Below are 14089 nucleotides of genomic sequence, written 5' to 3' on the forward strand. Positions count from 1 at the left end.
AATGGAGGGCGGCCGGGAGGAACTTTGTTGCCGCGCGAGGAATGGCGGCAGAGCCGACAGGGGAAGAAAGTTTCGGATGGCCGTTGCGGGAAGACGATCGAGGCGAAGCCGCTCTCCGGTCAGACATGCCTCGTCGAGCCCGCAAATGGAGCGCCGCTAACGTCAGGCAAAGGCACGTGGCAATGGTTCCCGTCGAGGGCCAACGGCAATGGTCGAAAGCGGTGCCGCGGCAATCCATATCGGCAAACGTCCAGGGACGCCGGCCGATTGTGTCAGCGCTATCCGGAAATGGAGGCCGGAAATCCGTAGCTATTGTCGGAAAGCTCGGAGCTCACCGCCATGTCGAGAGAATTGTCTGCGCGGCGAAAGACCTCGTAGGTGATCCTGTCGATGATTTCGTTTTTTTCTCCGAAGACCAGCACGCGTGGCTTGAGCTTGATGATGTCATCGACTTCGCAAAAGACGCTGGATGCGATGATAATCTCATCGCCTTGCTGACACGTGCGGGCGGCCGCACCGTTGAGAATGCAGCACCTGGAGCCGGGATCGCCGTAGAGCACATAAGTGCTGATCCTCGCTCCGGACATCTTGTTCCAGATCTCCACATATTCCAGCGGTTTCAGACCGACCTCCCGGCAGAAGTCCGCATCGATCGTGATCGAGCCGTGGTAGTTCAGTTTTGCGTCGGTCACTCGAAGGCCATGCAGCTTCGCGCCCACGTATTTTTCCACGGCCTGCCCCTCCCCAGTCGGTATATTCGCAATCCCACCTATATTTGTGCGATGCAGCATTCCGCAACAACCCATGGGGCGAACTGTGCTCCTTGCAAACAACCTGAGCAGGCGGGCGAGGGTGGAAATTCCCTTTGTCACCAATGGCGTTGGACGTCGTTCCATCGAAACCACCGGTAGGAAACGTTGGAATGACAGCCTGTTGCGTTCAGCAGCGCGCGCGATATCGTTCAGGCGCGATTCGTCAAGCAGGAGGATTTATGCGTCAGCAGACAAAGCCGTTTATCGTCGAGAGGAAGCCGTCCCGCAAACCCAAGTCCGATGCCACGAAGGCATCGATCTGGGGCAAGTTGGACCTTACACTGAACCAGCATCCGCAGACCGAACGAGAGCCAATCAAGAAGACGGCCGTCGGCGTTGACGACCGTCCCTGAATCAAAGCAGCCCTATGCCGCCGCCTTGCTGCTACCCTCCTCGGACCGCTGCAGATCGTGAAGATAGTTGACCGCGCGCTGCGCATGCGCCGCCGCCTGGAAGATGGCACGCTTGTCATTTGAGAGAACGGTGAGCCAGGACTGAAGGTAGGAGGCGTGATCCGGCCGCGGCTCCAGCTCCGGAGCGATGCCGAGGTCAGCGCAGAGGAAGCAACTGCCAAGTTCGGCAATCAGTTCCTCGCGGGCGCGCTCGCTCTTATCTTTCGAATATCGGCTGAGATCGCGGCCGACTCGTCGCGGACTTGCCGTCCAGTGGGTTTCCTCATGACTCAGCGTCGCCACGTAGGAAGCTGCGTCGCGGAAGGTCTCGAAAGGCGGCATCTGGATGTGGTCCGTCACCGGCGAGTAATATGCCTGCGATCCTCCATGCCGGATGACTGCACCAGTGTTGCGGAAGAAGCGATCGGCATTCTCGATCCGCTCAACCGGATCGAGGACCGGTGTCGGACGATGGTAATAATGGTCCGGCAGACCGTCGATCTGGTCAACGTTGAAGACGGAATACGCCTTCAGGAAGGGAATTTCCCGGTCGACATCGTTGCCGTTGCGGTCGGTCTCCGACTTCGTGAAGCGGCTGGCGAACACGACGGTCGAGCCGGTTTCGCCCTTGCGAACCGCGGCTCCGAGCTCCAGCGCCTGCTTGAAGGTCATCCACATCGGAGAGGAAAAACCTCTTGCCATCCCCTCGGACCAAAGGAGGAGAACGTTCATGCCAGAATAGGGCTGGCCGTTGTGTCGCAGCGGCCGCGTAATCCGGCGCTCGGTGTTTGCCGCGTTCCACGGCTTCATCCATGGGCGAACTCCTTTCTCCAGATCCTCGATGATCTTGTCAGTGATCCGCGTGTAGATGTCGGCGCGCTGGCCTTCGTCCTTCCTGCTCATTTCAAACCTCCATTTCAAGGAGGTCGCGCCGATCGCGACCCCGTCACGGCGGTCCAAAGGGCGGAGCGGAAAGGTGTGAGGGCACCGGCAGGCCGGAACGGAAGTGGAGGACGGCGAAGCCGTAGCCCGAACGCCGCGCTCCGCCAGGACCAAAAGCCGGACGGGGTTGCGACGAGCAGATCTCGGCGTCACTCGTTCATTCGCTTCAGGGAATGGTTTCGAGGTCGGTCGACCTGAACTCGTTCGCCGTAGCGAGGATCGGCACGCCATGGAATTTGGCACAGGCATAATGCAGGCAATCGCCGAGGTTCAGACCATGGCGGCCGCTGCGATAGCGGTGCGCTGCGACAAGGGCGAGCCGCGTCGTCTCGGACGCGGGCGGAAGATCACGAACCTCGATTTCGCGCGCCTCGAGGAATTCCATCACGATCGTTTCGACTGCGGGCACCGGAAGATTGAACTTGTCCGGCCGTGCAAGACCGAGGACGGTTTCGAGAATGACGACCGGAGATGTGAAGGGATGTCTGGCAGAAGCAACGGCGTCGGAGACGCGCGCCGCTTCCGGCTCATCGGAGAGAAGCGCGATGATCGCGCAGGCATCGACGAACATCAGGCGTCATCCCACATCTCGTCGAAGGCTTCCCGGGCAAGAGGCTTGCGGGCGTCTTCGCTCATCGCAACCCCATGCTTTTCTCGCAAGCGCGCAGCAGTCTGCAATGGCGTCTCCGTGCGATTGCGACGCTCGATCGCCTCCCGCATGGCGATGACGATGGCGTCGGTAATGCCGACGCCGGCCATTTCGGCGAACTTGCGCGTCAGCGCGTCCGCCTCCGGATTGTTGACGTTGATCGGCATGAGCCGTCTCCATGTAGATAATTCTCGAAAGTAATGTAGATCATTGTGCGAGCTTTTCCAAGGCGGCTTGCCCCTCGCCATGGAAAAGGCGGGGCCGGAGCCCCGCCGGAAAAGCACTCAGTCGAAGGCCGACATCTGTGCTTCGGCCGCCTTGCGATCGAGGGAGTGACCTGGGTTTTCGACGGGCCGATCGAAGGGCTTCCAGGTCTCGCCGACGATGTGCTTGTAGGCTGCAACGGCGCCCTCCGCGGCCATCCGAAGCGCATGAGCCTGCACGCCCATGTCGGCAGCGAACTCGCGTCTGCGCTGGGCAGCACTGTCGTAGCCGACAGGGCCGTCGAGGTCCTCGTCACGGGCGTCGTTGGCGGCTTTGGCGGTGGCGTCCCGCGCCTCGGTGACGGCGCGGCTGTAGAACTGGCCTGCACCGTGCGCGGAACCAACAAAGGCGCCGACGATCCGCTGCAGGTGGATCTGCATGGCCTTTTCGCCGAGGCCATCGCTCAGAGCATCGGCCGTCTCGGAGATCAGGCGCTCATGGAGATTGCGGATTCCGTCGCTGTCGACGATCGCGGTTCCGAAGCTCTCGGCGATCTTGAGCGCCTGGGCACTGTCGGGGCATGTGAGCCGGACCATTTCGAGGGTTGCGCCTTTGCGCAGGGCCACGACGCGGGCGGACTGACGAGGGGAGGTAGCGGGCTTTGCCATGATTTCTTCCTTTCAACCTCGAAGCGGCTCCGGCCCCGTGCCGGCTTGCCCTTCGGTGCGGTCGCCCCGAACCGGCGGAAGACGGGCGCTTCAAGGTCCGGAGACGACAGGCAGAGCGGAGCCGGTTTGCGGGCAAGCGGGGCATCCTGCCCTGCGACGCCCGCGAGCCTGCTCCGTGAAGGACGGCGGTTTCCGGCCGCCCCGCGGCGCGGAACGCGGCCTTGAAGCGACCGGCCGCTGGTTCAGACCGCAACAAAACCGAAGGGCAAACCGGCACGGGTCCGGTCCAACCAGGTGGTGAAAGGAAGATGGTTGCCGGGGACGCTATACGTCGTCACTTCCCGAACCGGCCTCACGCTCAACCGTCGCGATGAGGGTCTCGGTCGAAGGTTTCGGCTTGGGAAGCCGGTAAGATTGCAGCCAGCTCGGACCGTGCGTGTTTCGAAGACCGCGGAGTGTCCCGCCATCGTCATAGGGCGCCCCACCCATCCAGACGTTGTTCAGGATGCTTTTCCAGCGACGCCCGTGTCTGACGGCATAGGCCTGGAGCGCGGCGTGTTGTTCGTCGGTCAATGGAGGAAGCCGTTCGCGCTTTGGAACACCGCCGCGCCTATTCGGAATGACTTCAGCCAGACCCTCCTTCGCGGCGATGATTCGCCTGAGCTCCGCCACGCCCGCATCGAGGCAAGCCTGTCCGTCGAGGTGGTGGAACTGCTGCCAGAACGCGGTGCGCTCCGCGGGCGATGGCCCAATGCCAGCTCTCAGTTCGAGGTCTCCGATCGTTCCCATGGCGCTAGACCTCCGCTCGTGGCTGAGCCGCGTCACCAACGTGTTCGAACCGTTTGCGAAAGGCAGCTATTGCAGCATCCTGCCGGGCCAGCTTTCGTGTCAGCGCATCAAACTCCGGCTGACGCTCCGCCGTCAGGGCGGCGAGATTGTTGCGATAGCGTTCGAGGAAAGAACCGGTATCCGGTGCCTTCCCGCGCCGATATCCAGTTTGCCGGCGCGCGAGCTGCGGCAGGATCGATGTGATCCGGCGCAAGACCTGGCAATCGATCAGTTCCAACTGGCGCTGCGTCTGCCGCCGCGCCCCTTCCATGCGCGACAGTTGCGCATAGTGGATTGGCGTTGCAGCCATCACGCAACCCTCCTTTGCCAACCCGCAAAACTGGAAGGGCCGTCATAGCGACCGTGGCGGTCAGGATCGATGACGAAGCCGAAGCGGTCACGCGCGGCGTATTCGGCGCGGGGCACGAGAAAGCGGATCTCCTGCGCCCGCCCATCGCGCCGGCCGCCACGTGAGGCGACCACCTCCGTCATGTCGGCATGGTGGCTTGAAAAGATCGCGGAGATCACGACCCAGTCGCCGGCATGCCTGCGCTCGAAAGCTTGCCGGTCCTTCGTCCAGGATTGGCCGGGTGCGAGTTCGCGGCAATGGATCGCCTCCCAGGCCGACGGCCAGCTGTTGCGGATCGTCTCGTCCGCACATTTGCGCTCATAGGCCGTGAACAGGTCCGGGAAGGTATGAGCGACGATGGCCCATTCGGCATCCTCCTCGTACCAGGGCGAGGATTTTCGCAGCATGGGAAGGACGCAGGCATTCCGCTCGGCCGACAGATGAAACCCGCCATGGCCGGCCGTCATATGTGAGACGATCCCCTCGGCATAGATGGTCGCGAGCTGCGACGGACCCCACGGCGTATTCGCTGCCATACGGGTTTGGTTCCGCCCGAGCGCGGAAAGTTCACGGCTGTGCCGCGCGGTTTCGAACACACGCGTGCGAAACGCTGCCTCATCTTCGAGGCGCCCTTCATGACAGTGGAAATCCTCCCGCGTCAGCGCTGACAGCGGGCGAGTGAGGCGCCAGGCGCTCGCGAGGAAGCTGGCGCCATCCCGCGCCGGCACCATAGCCAGGAGGGTATCGGCGATCCGCGCGACCGGAAACCCATCGGCGCTGACGCCGAATTCCACGCTCAGATCCTCTGAAGTCGAGGCCGGTTCGTGCTGGAGATCAGAGGTCCTCATGCGGCAACCCTCCCTTCAATGTGAGCGGCAGCAACCTCGTCGGCGGTCACCTCTTCGAGCACGGCGCTCGGGTATCCATGCTCTTTCAGCCAGGCTGCGGCCGCCTCGCGACTGTCGGCGAGATGGACGAGCTCCGCGTTCGCACCGGCGCGATCGAAGACGCGGATAGAACCGAGCGCGGGGCGTTCGAGAACCTTGAAGCTGAGATCGGAAGCGAGACCGAAGGTTCGGTGAATGCGGATGACCACAGTATTCTTGCCGCCGAAGTCCGCCTCATGCAGCGTGAAATATCCCGGTGAGGCGTAGTTGCCGGATTGGCGCGGACCCTCCTTGCGGATCAGGCAGCCCTTGCTGTTGCGGGTCTGCCAGGCCGCGAGCTTCTTCTTGAAACGCTCGGGCGGGCGGGGCGAACCGTCGGACCAGGCGACAATGGAGCCGATCGGGGCGAGGTCGTAGATCAGGGATGCAGACATCAGATATCTCCTTGAAATTCTGCGGTTGATGGAAACAAAGCCGCCGCCGGTGAGGCCGGCGGCGGGTGTCGATCGGATGAGAAGGGAAGAGTGGCTATTCGGCCGCAATGCCGTAGGCAGTTTCGTCCTCGTCGGGAGCACCGTCTTCCGGCGCAGGCGGAGACGCGCCGTGCCCGGCCTCGGGATCGTCCGCGGAGAGGTCGGCCGCATCGCCGGCGGCGCTGCCGTCGGTGAGTTGGCCTTCAAGACTATCCGCCGTTTCTTCGGAGGTGACGGTGTTCTCCTCTTCGACGATCTCGCCTTGCTTGATCAGTCCGGCAATATCCTTCGGGTCTGGCGCGAACAGGGCTGCCGAATGGACGAAGTGCCCCTCCTTGAAGTGTTCGACGAGTGCTGCGCGCGTCTCACGGACCTTTGGACGCGGGAGAACCGCCGCATCCTTGCAGGACGTCTCAAGTGCCTGCCGCGACAGGCAAAGCAGGAAATCCTCCGTGCCCATATTCGGGAGATAGCCATCCGCGCCGATGGCCTCGCCGGCGATACGCGAAACAATACCGCTGTTCGACATACCGCGGCGGCAAGAAAGCACATCGACCAGCGTCGAACGCGCAGCAACCCGCAATGTGTCGATGTCGAAGGACAGCTTGCCGCCGCCGTCGAGCAACCGAACCGCATGGCGAGCGAACCGCTTCGGACCGAAGACGGTGTCGTTTGCACCAGAGTCGACCCGGACGTTCAGACCGGCAAAGGCGAGCACGAGGAGCGCCGTCAGCGTGTCGTCCTCAATCGGTGCGCGAGCGAACGCCTCGTGCAGCGCGTCCGTTCTGAGGTCACCGATGATGTCGTGGCCCTTTTGCGTGACATCAGGACGCTGCTTCGGCGCGTCGATCACGTCGTCGCCAGCGGTGGCACCACCTCCAACGACGGCTCCTTTGCCCGCGGTCTTCTTCTCCTCCGGCATCCGGTAGTGGACGGTCTGAACCTTGCCGTTCCGATCCAGGTACATGGCGGTGTGGTCGCCCTTGTTTGGCTTGCCATAGACGCGGCTCGCCTTCTGCGGCAGCTTTGCGTCGCCCCATTGCGTGACCTCGACGATCACGCCCTTCTTGGGCAGATTGTCGGTCATCCACTCCTGCTGGGCGCCGAGATAGGCTTCGACATTGGTGGTGTAGCGGCTGTCCTCGTCGGCAGGGGCAAACAGATCCTCGATCCATTCGATGCCGTAGGCTTCCCTGAGATCGTCGCCGAAGCTCGCATCCTTGGCATACATGCGGGTCTTGCTCAGCGCGTTGGCGATCTGGAACCACACGGCAGGCTGGCCCTTCTTCGGCTTCTGCGCCTTCCAGACCTCCTTCTGCTCATCGAGGTGTGCGGCCGCGATCGTTCGAAGCTGCTGCTCGTTCGGCATGTCGCCGAGCGCCATCTGATCGAGCATGGCGGGCAAGACGTTGGCGAGCAGCCGCAACTTGCGAATCTGCCGGACGGGCAGGGCAAGTGCGACGGCAATTGCTTCCTCGGTCCAGTCGAGAGCGATCAGGCGTTCGATCCCGCGCCACTGGTCGACCGGGTTCAAAGGTTCGCGTGCGATGTTCTCGACCATGGACCGCATGGCGCCATTGTCGTTGGCGGCTTCGACGACGAGAACCTCGATTTCTTCGAGCCCCGCGGCGATCGCCATGCGGGTGCGCCGATGGCCGGCTTCGATGACGTAGCCATTCCCGCCACCGACCTCGGGAAAGATGACAGGCGGCTGGATGATGCCGACGGCTTTTATCGTGGCGAGCAACAGGGCATCGGCCTGTGGCGTGGATTTGGACTGGCGGGTGTTGTCCGGGTTGTCCTTCAACGATCGCGGATCGACCTTCATGATGTGCATGGGATTTTCCTCTTCCGGGATGCGGGACGCGGCTCTCTTGCCGGTCCTTCCTGTCTTCATTTTTTCCGAAGACACCTCCCGGACCGCAGGGCGGGCGGACCGGCGCAACGGCGGCCGAGCGTCCCTGCTGCGAAGGACAAGCGGGGCTGACAGCCCTGCGCGGGGCGAGGAGCCGGGATGCGGAGGCGGCGGTTGAGCGCACGCGACGACGGTCGGACCGGTCTGCGACCGGTTTCTCTTCCTCCTTCCTCTTTTCCTTCTTCTCACCCTCCTACTCGCACTTTTGAGAGTTCACGGCGGCCAAGAAGGCGCCGTAGGTTGGTGCGCAACTCAAGGAGGTTCCAATGCACGATGCAAAAGAGATATTTGCCTTTCAGGTCGTTCCGGGAACAGACGAGATCCTGGCCTTCACCGAGACCTTGAGGCTCGCCCGGCAGGAGGCGTCCGAGCACTTCGACGGGTTGAGACAGATCGGTGCAAATGTGGATGCCGGAATTGCGATCTACAAAATCGGCTTGAAGGATCCGAGGCTCGCCGACTTCGTGACCGTCCTGAACGACCCGGAGGATATGAGCGAGCGGCTGATCGAAAAGATGGAGCGCGTCGAGGTGATTACCTGAGCGCGGGAACACCGCGACGAAGATGACCCTCGTAAGGGTTGTTTCCATGAACGAAAATCAGGACAAAAAAAGAGGGCCACGAGAAAACTCGGGCCCTTTAGATGTGAAGGTAATTTAAACCTCCAGAGGGGAACAGCTGCTGCGGCGGCACTGGGAGGAAATCCGCCATGTGCATCAGCTGTGTGCACTATGCTCAAATTTCGGTCGGAAGGAAAGCAAATATTGTGCAACGCAGCCATGCAAATGCTGCACTGCATCATAACCGGTGCTCCAGATCAAGCGGCCTCCGCCGGGGCGTCGTCGTTCTGAACTGACGCGGCTGCAAGAGCATCGTCAACGTCGCGAAGCTGCCGGCGCTTTTCGGCAAGTTCGTCGGCGAAGGCGAAAGTGCCGCCTTCGCGGGAGCGATAGGAAACGAGCCGTCGGCGTGCTTCATCCAGACGATGGCGATAGCGTTCCCGCTCTTCTTCAAAGCCGCCGAGCGCATGCTCGAGTCGGGAAATGGCGCCAAGCGGCGTCACGGTGACCGCAAGATCGATCTCGTAGTCGGCGCCGGTGCGTTGGAGCGTGGTGGCGTAGCGATACCCATCGCCCTTTCCGAAGCGCTCGCCCTGATAGACAAGATCGAAGCCGCCGATGGATGCAAGGTGAACCTCGCCCTCTTGCTGGAGCTGGAGGAGCGTCAGAATTTCCTTCATCAGCGCGCGACCAGCCTCCTTGCGCTCATCGTAGTCCTTGCCAAGGACCTTCAGCGCAAACGCGTCGCCCGCTGTAGGCACAAGCCGACCGATATCCTGGCCGATCTCGCCGATGCGGCGGGTCGAGACCTCGATGTCACGCTCGGCATCACGCATCTGCCGACGCACCGCGTACTGGTCATCGTCATGGGCGGCGCGCAGTCTTTCCAGCCGGGCGATATCGGCTTCGAGACCCGCTTTCTGCATCAGCCGCTCGTCGCCCGAGGCGATTGCCTTGGCCATGGCGAACTGGTTGGCTTGCCCTTCACCGAGGTCTTCGAGCCGGCGGATCGAGGTATCTCCGCTGAGCGCTGCCGCGATGAACCGGGCTTTTCGCTCGTTGTTCTGCCACATGGAAGCGTCGAGGCTGCCCTCCGTCGCATAAGCGAAAATATCGACGGCATCGTGCTGATTGCCCTGCCGGACGATGCGGCCTTCGCGCTGCTCGATGTGCGACGGCAGCCACGGCACGTCGAGGTGGTGCAAGGCCTTGAGCCGCGCTTGAGCGTTCACGCCCGTTCCCATCGTCTCCGACGATCCGATCAGAAACCGAACCCGGCCAGCGCGCACGTCGGCGAACAGCCGTTGCTTGGCCTCGGTCTTCTTATAGTCCTGCATGAACGCGATTTGAGACGGGGGAACGCCGAGCCGGACGAGCTCGTCGCGGATCCAGCGGTAAGCGGAAAAGCCGCGGGTCTTCTCGACATTGATCGTACCGAGATCGCTGAAGATCATCTGCGCGGCGCCGGGCAGGTCATAGGACTTGCCGTCGGGCCGGAGATAAGTGGCTTCACCTGTGTCCTGCCAGATCCGGAAGGCATTGCGGACGAGGAGATTGAGCTTGTTGTGCTCCTCGTTGTCGTTGGCAGGCATCACAAGGCGCAGATCGATCGCCGCATGGCGGCCGTCGGTGATCACCGAGAGCAGGATATCGTCGCCGGGCTGCGCCGGTCCCTCGCGCATCTCGATCGCCTTGATGCGGGCGTCGAGGATCTGCTGATAGGTTTTGAACGCTGCCGTCGGCTTGGCGGTCAGGATCTGCCGCCGGCCGGTGGAGATATCCGGCACCTTGACGTATTCGCGGAGATCCGCCGGCATGACGACATCAGCAAAGGCTCGGAACATGGCGATCAGTTCCGGGACATTGACGAAGCTCGCAAAGCGGCTGACCGGCTTGTATTTGCCGGACGGCTGGATCTCCAGCTCGGTCGTCGTGTCGCCGAAGCACGACGCCCAGGCGTCGAATTCGTGCAAGCCGCGTTCGGCCAATGCCTCGTGACCAAGCAGCCGCTGGATCGAGAACATCTCGCCGAGTGTGTTGGTAATCGGCGTCCCGGAAGCAAGTACCAGGGCGCGGCCCGGGTTCTTCGTTTCGAGGAACCGGGACTTCACATAGAGGTCCCAGGCGCGCTGCGAGCCGTTCGGATCGATGCCCTTCAACGTGCTCATGTTTGTAGCGAAGGAAAGCTTCCGAAACTCCTGCGCTTCATCGACAATGATCTGATCGACACCGATCTCCGCGATGGTGAGCAGATCGTCCTTTCGGGTCGCGAGCCCTTCCAGCCGTTCCTGCAGACCTTCCTTCAGCCGCTCGAGGCGCTTGCGCGAAACGCGGTCCTCGCTGTCTACCTTGGTCAGCAGATCCTCGTAGAGTTCCAGCTCATCGTGGATCATCTGTTGTTCGAAGGCAGAGGGCACTGCGATGAACCTGAAGGCCGAGTGCGTGATGATGATCGCGTCCCAGGTGGCAGTCGCCGCGCGCGACAGGAAGCGAGCGCGCTTGTCCTTGGTGAAATTCGTCTCGTCTGCGACGAGAATGCGGGCATTCGGATAGAGTGCCAGAAACTCGCGGGCAGCCTGCGCCAGGCAATGACCGGGCACCACCAGCATGGCCTTGGCGATCAGCCCAAGACGGCGCTGTTCCATGATCGCCGCTGCCATCGTCATCGTCTTGCCGGCGCCGACGGCGTGCGCAAGATAGGTCGAGCCGGAGGAGATGATCCGCCAGATGCCGCGTTTCTGGTGCCCATAAAGAACAAAGGCGCCAGAGGCGCCGGGAAGTTTCAGATGGGAGCCATCGAATTTTCGAGGCGCGATGTTGTTGAATCGGTCGTTATAGACCCGCGCCAGCCGGTCGGTGCGATCGGGATCGGTCCAGACCCAGTTCTGGAAAGCTTCCTTGATTTTCTGCAACTTGTCGCGCGCCGCCTCGGTATCGACGACGTTCAGGACACGCCGCTCGCCATTGAGATCCTTGAAGACGTCGAAGATCTGCGGCACGCGGCTGTTCAGCGCATCGGCCAGCAGTTCGCCAGCGTCACGGCGGCTGGTGCCCCATTCGGATGTGCCGGCGGCACTGTAGCCAAGCTGCCGTGCCTCGACGGTCCAGCTCCCAAGCTCGGGCATATGGTGGATCCTGATCTCGGCGCCCATCATTTCCTTTACAAAAGCCACGACATCGCTGGCCGGAATCCACGGCGCACCGAGGCGCGCGGTGATATCGGAGGGACGAAGGTCGGCGGGTTGGACTGCCTGAAGCGCGCGGACGTTGCGCTCATAGGCTGGATCCAGCGCCGCGGCAGCTTCGGCGACAGCGAGCTTGGTGCGGACCGGGCCGGCGAGATAGGCATCCGCCGTCTGCCAGGATCCGTCGGCCGGATCCCGGAAGATCGCATCGCTGAGCTCGTCGACGACCGCATCGGTGTGTCTGTGCAGCAGTTCGGCGATATGCTCGACGTCGACGCGGCCGCGTTCGTTGAGCACGACGGCCAGCGCATCCGCGGCACTGGTGATTTCGGGCGGGGCAGGGGGCGAGATCACACGCTCGGTAAAGATCGGGCCTGGTTTCGCCGTATCGGTGTCGAGGTCGTAATCCTCGATCGAGGCGACCAGCCAGCAATCGGGATCGTCGAGGAAGGGCTGCAGGTTCGGGCGGCGGTGGGTTTCGCGCACCTCGCCGGATTCCTCGTCCTCGCTGATCGAGACCGTGGTGTGGTTGATCGGGCCGAAGTCGCGCACGAAGCTCGACCAGGCGATGCGCAGGCGAACCTGCAAATCCCGCCACGGACGATCCCGCTCCTGGGCCTTCAATACCTCGCGCACGGCGTCACGGATCGGAATCAGCTTCTTTATGATGCCGACGTGCTTTTCCGGGATGCCGTCACCGGTGCGCCCCTTGCGGAGTTTGACCTCGACAGGCGCGCCGTCGACCATCTGCATGAGACCGCGCCTGATGTCGATGAAGAAGCTACCCTCACGGACCTTGGCGTCGCCTGGGCGAAGATCGACTATCTCGCCGAGCTCGTCCTCGAGGTCGATGTCGATTGCGGTCGGCTCGCCGTCATAGCAGCCTTCGGGGAGGCGCCGGATGGCCCCCTCCAGAAACGCCTGCAGGTCCTCGCCGGCGCGGGGCAGGCAGGTGTAGGTTTCGCCAAAAGGCCCGGAGGTGAGGGCATGATCGCCGAGCACGAATTCGGGATGCCGCGCGAACCAACGGTTCACGCGAATTGCACCCTCGCCTTGGCTTTCGGGGCGCACCTCCTCGAGATCGAGCCATGACAGATCGCTTGTCGGTTCGCCGACCTTGCGTTTGCGGAAGAACAGAAGATCGACCACGACATCCGAGCCGGCGTCACGGCGGAAGCTGCCCTCCGGCATTCTGATTGCGGCGATCAGGTCGGCGGTCCTGGCGATGTACTCGCGCGCAGTCGCGTCCGCCTTGTCCATCGTGCCGGAACTGGTGACGAAGGCGGCGAGCGCGCCGGGTTTGAGCAGGTCTATCGACCGGGCGATGAAGTAGTCGTGCAGCCGGAGACCGAGCGAACGATAGGTCCGATCTGACCGGACGGGCCGGTCGGAGAAGGGTGGATTGCCGATGGCGAGATCATAGATCGGCGCCAGATCGGTGCGCGCAAAGTCACCGTTGATGATGCGAGCCTTCGGCTGCAGCAACTTGACGATTCGGGCGGTGACGGGATCGAGCTCGACGCCGGTGACGAAGGTCCTGTCCCGGAACGCCGCCGGCATCAGAGCAGGAAACAGGCCCGTACCGATACCGGGCTCGAGCACACGGCCGCCACGCCAGCCCATGCGCTGCAAGCCCGCCCAGATCGCCCGGATGATGAACTCCGGCGTGAAATGGGCATATTGCGTGCAGCGGGCGAGCGACGTGTAATCGGCGTCCGAAACAGCGCTTTCGAGCGAGCCGCCGAGCTCGCTCCACTCGGCCCGGAAATCGCCTTCCCCAGGGCGGCGGAACATCCCGTTCGCCAGTTCGCTCGCGCCGAAGCCGGTGAAACGGACGAGTTGCGCCTGCTCCTTCGGCGTGGCTGGTCGATCCTGCTTCTCGATGTTGTTCGCGATCAGGATCGCCGCAACATTGGCGCGGGCACGATCCTTCCAGGATACGGCCAAGCCTCGATCCGCGTCGTCGAGGTAGAAGTTGCGCCGGTTGCCCTGCCGCCGGGGCGCCGGACGTTCAATCGCCGCGACCGGCAAAGCCGGAGCGGGAGAGGGCGGCGTCGGTTCGGGGTCGTCGTCATTGGCCGCGACCGGCTCGAAGCCGCCGAACGCTGTGACACCCAGGCCGAGGCCAGACGACAGCGCGCTGCTGCCGAACATGTCGAGAGTGAAGGGATCGTTGCTCATCAGATTTTCCTCGGGAAATGGCGAGCGTCATCGCCCCCGCGGGA

At 62.8% G+C, this 14089-nt stretch carries 13 protein-coding genes; 2 read left to right on the forward strand and 11 right to left on the reverse strand.

The annotated features are described in order from the left end of the window. Positions 1-278: 278 nt before the first annotated feature. Positions 279-731: an aspartate 1-decarboxylase gene (gene panD, locus PH605_RS11105; protein ID WP_236774472.1), complete on the reverse strand. Its 453-nt coding sequence runs from the start codon at positions 729-731 to the stop codon at positions 279-281. A gap of 260 nt (positions 732-991) precedes the next feature. On the opposite strand from panD, the gene PH605_RS11110 reads away from it, so the two are divergent. After that, on the forward strand, positions 992-1165 hold the full coding sequence (locus PH605_RS11110) for a hypothetical protein (RefSeq protein ID WP_162854484.1): 174 nt from the start codon (positions 992-994) through the stop codon (positions 1163-1165). 12 nt (positions 1166-1177) lie between these two features. Here the strand turns inward: PH605_RS11110 and PH605_RS11115 are convergent, their stop codons facing one another. From PH605_RS11115 to PH605_RS11155, 9 genes are all read right to left on the reverse strand, one after another. Next, positions 1178-2107 (reverse strand): ArdC family protein, encoded by a 930-nt coding sequence (locus PH605_RS11115; RefSeq protein WP_010900290.1) that lies wholly within the window; start codon positions 2105-2107, stop codon positions 1178-1180. A gap of 205 nt (positions 2108-2312) precedes the next feature. Further along, positions 2313-2717 carry a type II toxin-antitoxin system VapC family toxin gene (locus PH605_RS11120; RefSeq protein WP_010900289.1) on the reverse strand — a complete coding sequence of 135 codons (405 nt, stop codon included), beginning with the start codon at positions 2715-2717 and terminating at the stop codon, positions 2313-2315. Then, positions 2717-2962 carry a type II toxin-antitoxin system VapB family antitoxin gene (locus PH605_RS11125; protein WP_142845044.1) on the reverse strand — a complete coding sequence of 82 codons (246 nt, stop codon included), beginning with the start codon at positions 2960-2962 and terminating at the stop codon, positions 2717-2719. Before PH605_RS11125 ends, PH605_RS11120 begins: the two co-directional genes overlap by 1 nt. Positions 2963-3079: 117 nt before the next feature. Next, positions 3080-3667 carry a hypothetical protein gene (locus PH605_RS11130; RefSeq protein WP_142845045.1) on the reverse strand — a complete coding sequence of 196 codons (588 nt, stop codon included), beginning with the start codon at positions 3665-3667 and terminating at the stop codon, positions 3080-3082. A 324-nt stretch (positions 3668-3991) separates the two neighbouring features. Next, positions 3992-4456, reverse strand: coding sequence for a hypothetical protein (locus PH605_RS11135; RefSeq protein WP_010900286.1), 465 nt, complete (start codon positions 4454-4456; stop codon positions 3992-3994). A gap of 4 nt (positions 4457-4460) precedes the next feature. Next, on the reverse strand, positions 4461-4805 hold the full coding sequence (locus tag PH605_RS11140) for a hypothetical protein (RefSeq protein ID WP_142845047.1): 345 nt from the start codon (positions 4803-4805) through the stop codon (positions 4461-4463). Continuing rightward, positions 4805-5692: a DUF7007 domain-containing protein gene (locus tag PH605_RS11145; RefSeq protein WP_010900285.1), complete on the reverse strand. Its 888-nt coding sequence runs from the start codon at positions 5690-5692 to the stop codon at positions 4805-4807. Before PH605_RS11145 ends, PH605_RS11140 begins: the two co-directional genes overlap by 1 nt. Beyond that, a complete protein-coding gene (locus tag PH605_RS11150) occupies positions 5689-6165 on the reverse strand; it encodes a hypothetical protein (RefSeq protein WP_142845048.1) in 477 nt (158 codons plus the stop codon). The genes PH605_RS11145 and PH605_RS11150 overlap by 4 nt, the downstream gene beginning before the upstream one ends. Positions 6166-6259: 94 nt before the next feature. Next, the gene (locus PH605_RS11155) at positions 6260-8041 is read right to left on the reverse strand and encodes a ParB N-terminal domain-containing protein (protein WP_142845049.1); all 1782 of its coding nucleotides are present in this window, start codon (positions 8039-8041) and stop codon (positions 6260-6262) included. A 344-nt stretch (positions 8042-8385) separates the two neighbouring features. Between PH605_RS11155 and PH605_RS11160 the strand changes: the two genes are divergently transcribed. Then, positions 8386-8661 (forward strand): ArsA family ATPase, encoded by a 276-nt coding sequence (locus tag PH605_RS11160; protein ID WP_142845050.1) that lies wholly within the window; start codon positions 8386-8388, stop codon positions 8659-8661. 275 nt (positions 8662-8936) lie between these two features. On the opposite strand, the gene PH605_RS11165 is transcribed toward PH605_RS11160, so the two are convergent. After that, positions 8937-14045, reverse strand: a complete 5109-nt coding sequence (locus PH605_RS11165) for a DEAD/DEAH box helicase family protein (RefSeq protein ID WP_142845052.1) — start codon at positions 14043-14045, stop codon at positions 8937-8939. Between the last annotated feature and the right edge of the window lie 44 nt (positions 14046-14089).

Origin of the sequence: Agrobacterium sp. CFBP 3001 (genome assembly GCF_027871605.1) — a bacterium.
GTDB lineage: Bacteria > Pseudomonadota > Alphaproteobacteria > Rhizobiales > Rhizobiaceae > Agrobacterium > Agrobacterium leguminum.

Bases quoted from the DNA above. Each gene is read 5' to 3' on its own strand.
- PH605_RS11110 (WP_162854484.1), top strand. From the start codon at position 992: ATGCGTCAGCAGACAAAGCCGTTTATCGTCGAGAGGAAGCCGTCCCGC.
- PH605_RS11115 (WP_010900290.1), bottom strand. From the start codon at position 2,107: ATGAGCAGGAAGGACGAAGGCCAGCGCGCCGACATCTACACGCGGATC.
- PH605_RS11120 (WP_010900289.1), bottom strand. From the start codon at position 2,717: ATGTTCGTCGATGCCTGCGCGATCATCGCGCTTCTCTCCGATGAGCCG.
- PH605_RS11125 (WP_142845044.1), bottom strand. From the start codon at position 2,962: ATGCCGATCAACGTCAACAATCCGGAGGCGGACGCGCTGACGCGCAAG.
- PH605_RS11130 (WP_142845045.1), bottom strand. From the start codon at position 3,667: ATGGCAAAGCCCGCTACCTCCCCTCGTCAGTCCGCCCGCGTCGTGGCC.
- PH605_RS11135 (WP_010900286.1), bottom strand. From the start codon at position 4,456: ATGGGAACGATCGGAGACCTCGAACTGAGAGCTGGCATTGGGCCATCG.
- PH605_RS11140 (WP_142845047.1), bottom strand. From the start codon at position 4,805: ATGGCTGCAACGCCAATCCACTATGCGCAACTGTCGCGCATGGAAGGG.
- PH605_RS11145 (WP_010900285.1), bottom strand. From the start codon at position 5,692: ATGAGGACCTCTGATCTCCAGCACGAACCGGCCTCGACTTCAGAGGAT.
- PH605_RS11150 (WP_142845048.1), bottom strand. From the start codon at position 6,165: ATGTCTGCATCCCTGATCTACGACCTCGCCCCGATCGGCTCCATTGTC.
- PH605_RS11155 (WP_142845049.1), bottom strand. From the start codon at position 8,041: ATGCACATCATGAAGGTCGATCCGCGATCGTTGAAGGACAACCCGGAC.
- PH605_RS11160 (WP_142845050.1), top strand. From the start codon at position 8,386: ATGCACGATGCAAAAGAGATATTTGCCTTTCAGGTCGTTCCGGGAACA.
- PH605_RS11165 (WP_142845052.1), bottom strand. From the start codon at position 14,045: ATGAGCAACGATCCCTTCACTCTCGACATGTTCGGCAGCAGCGCGCTG.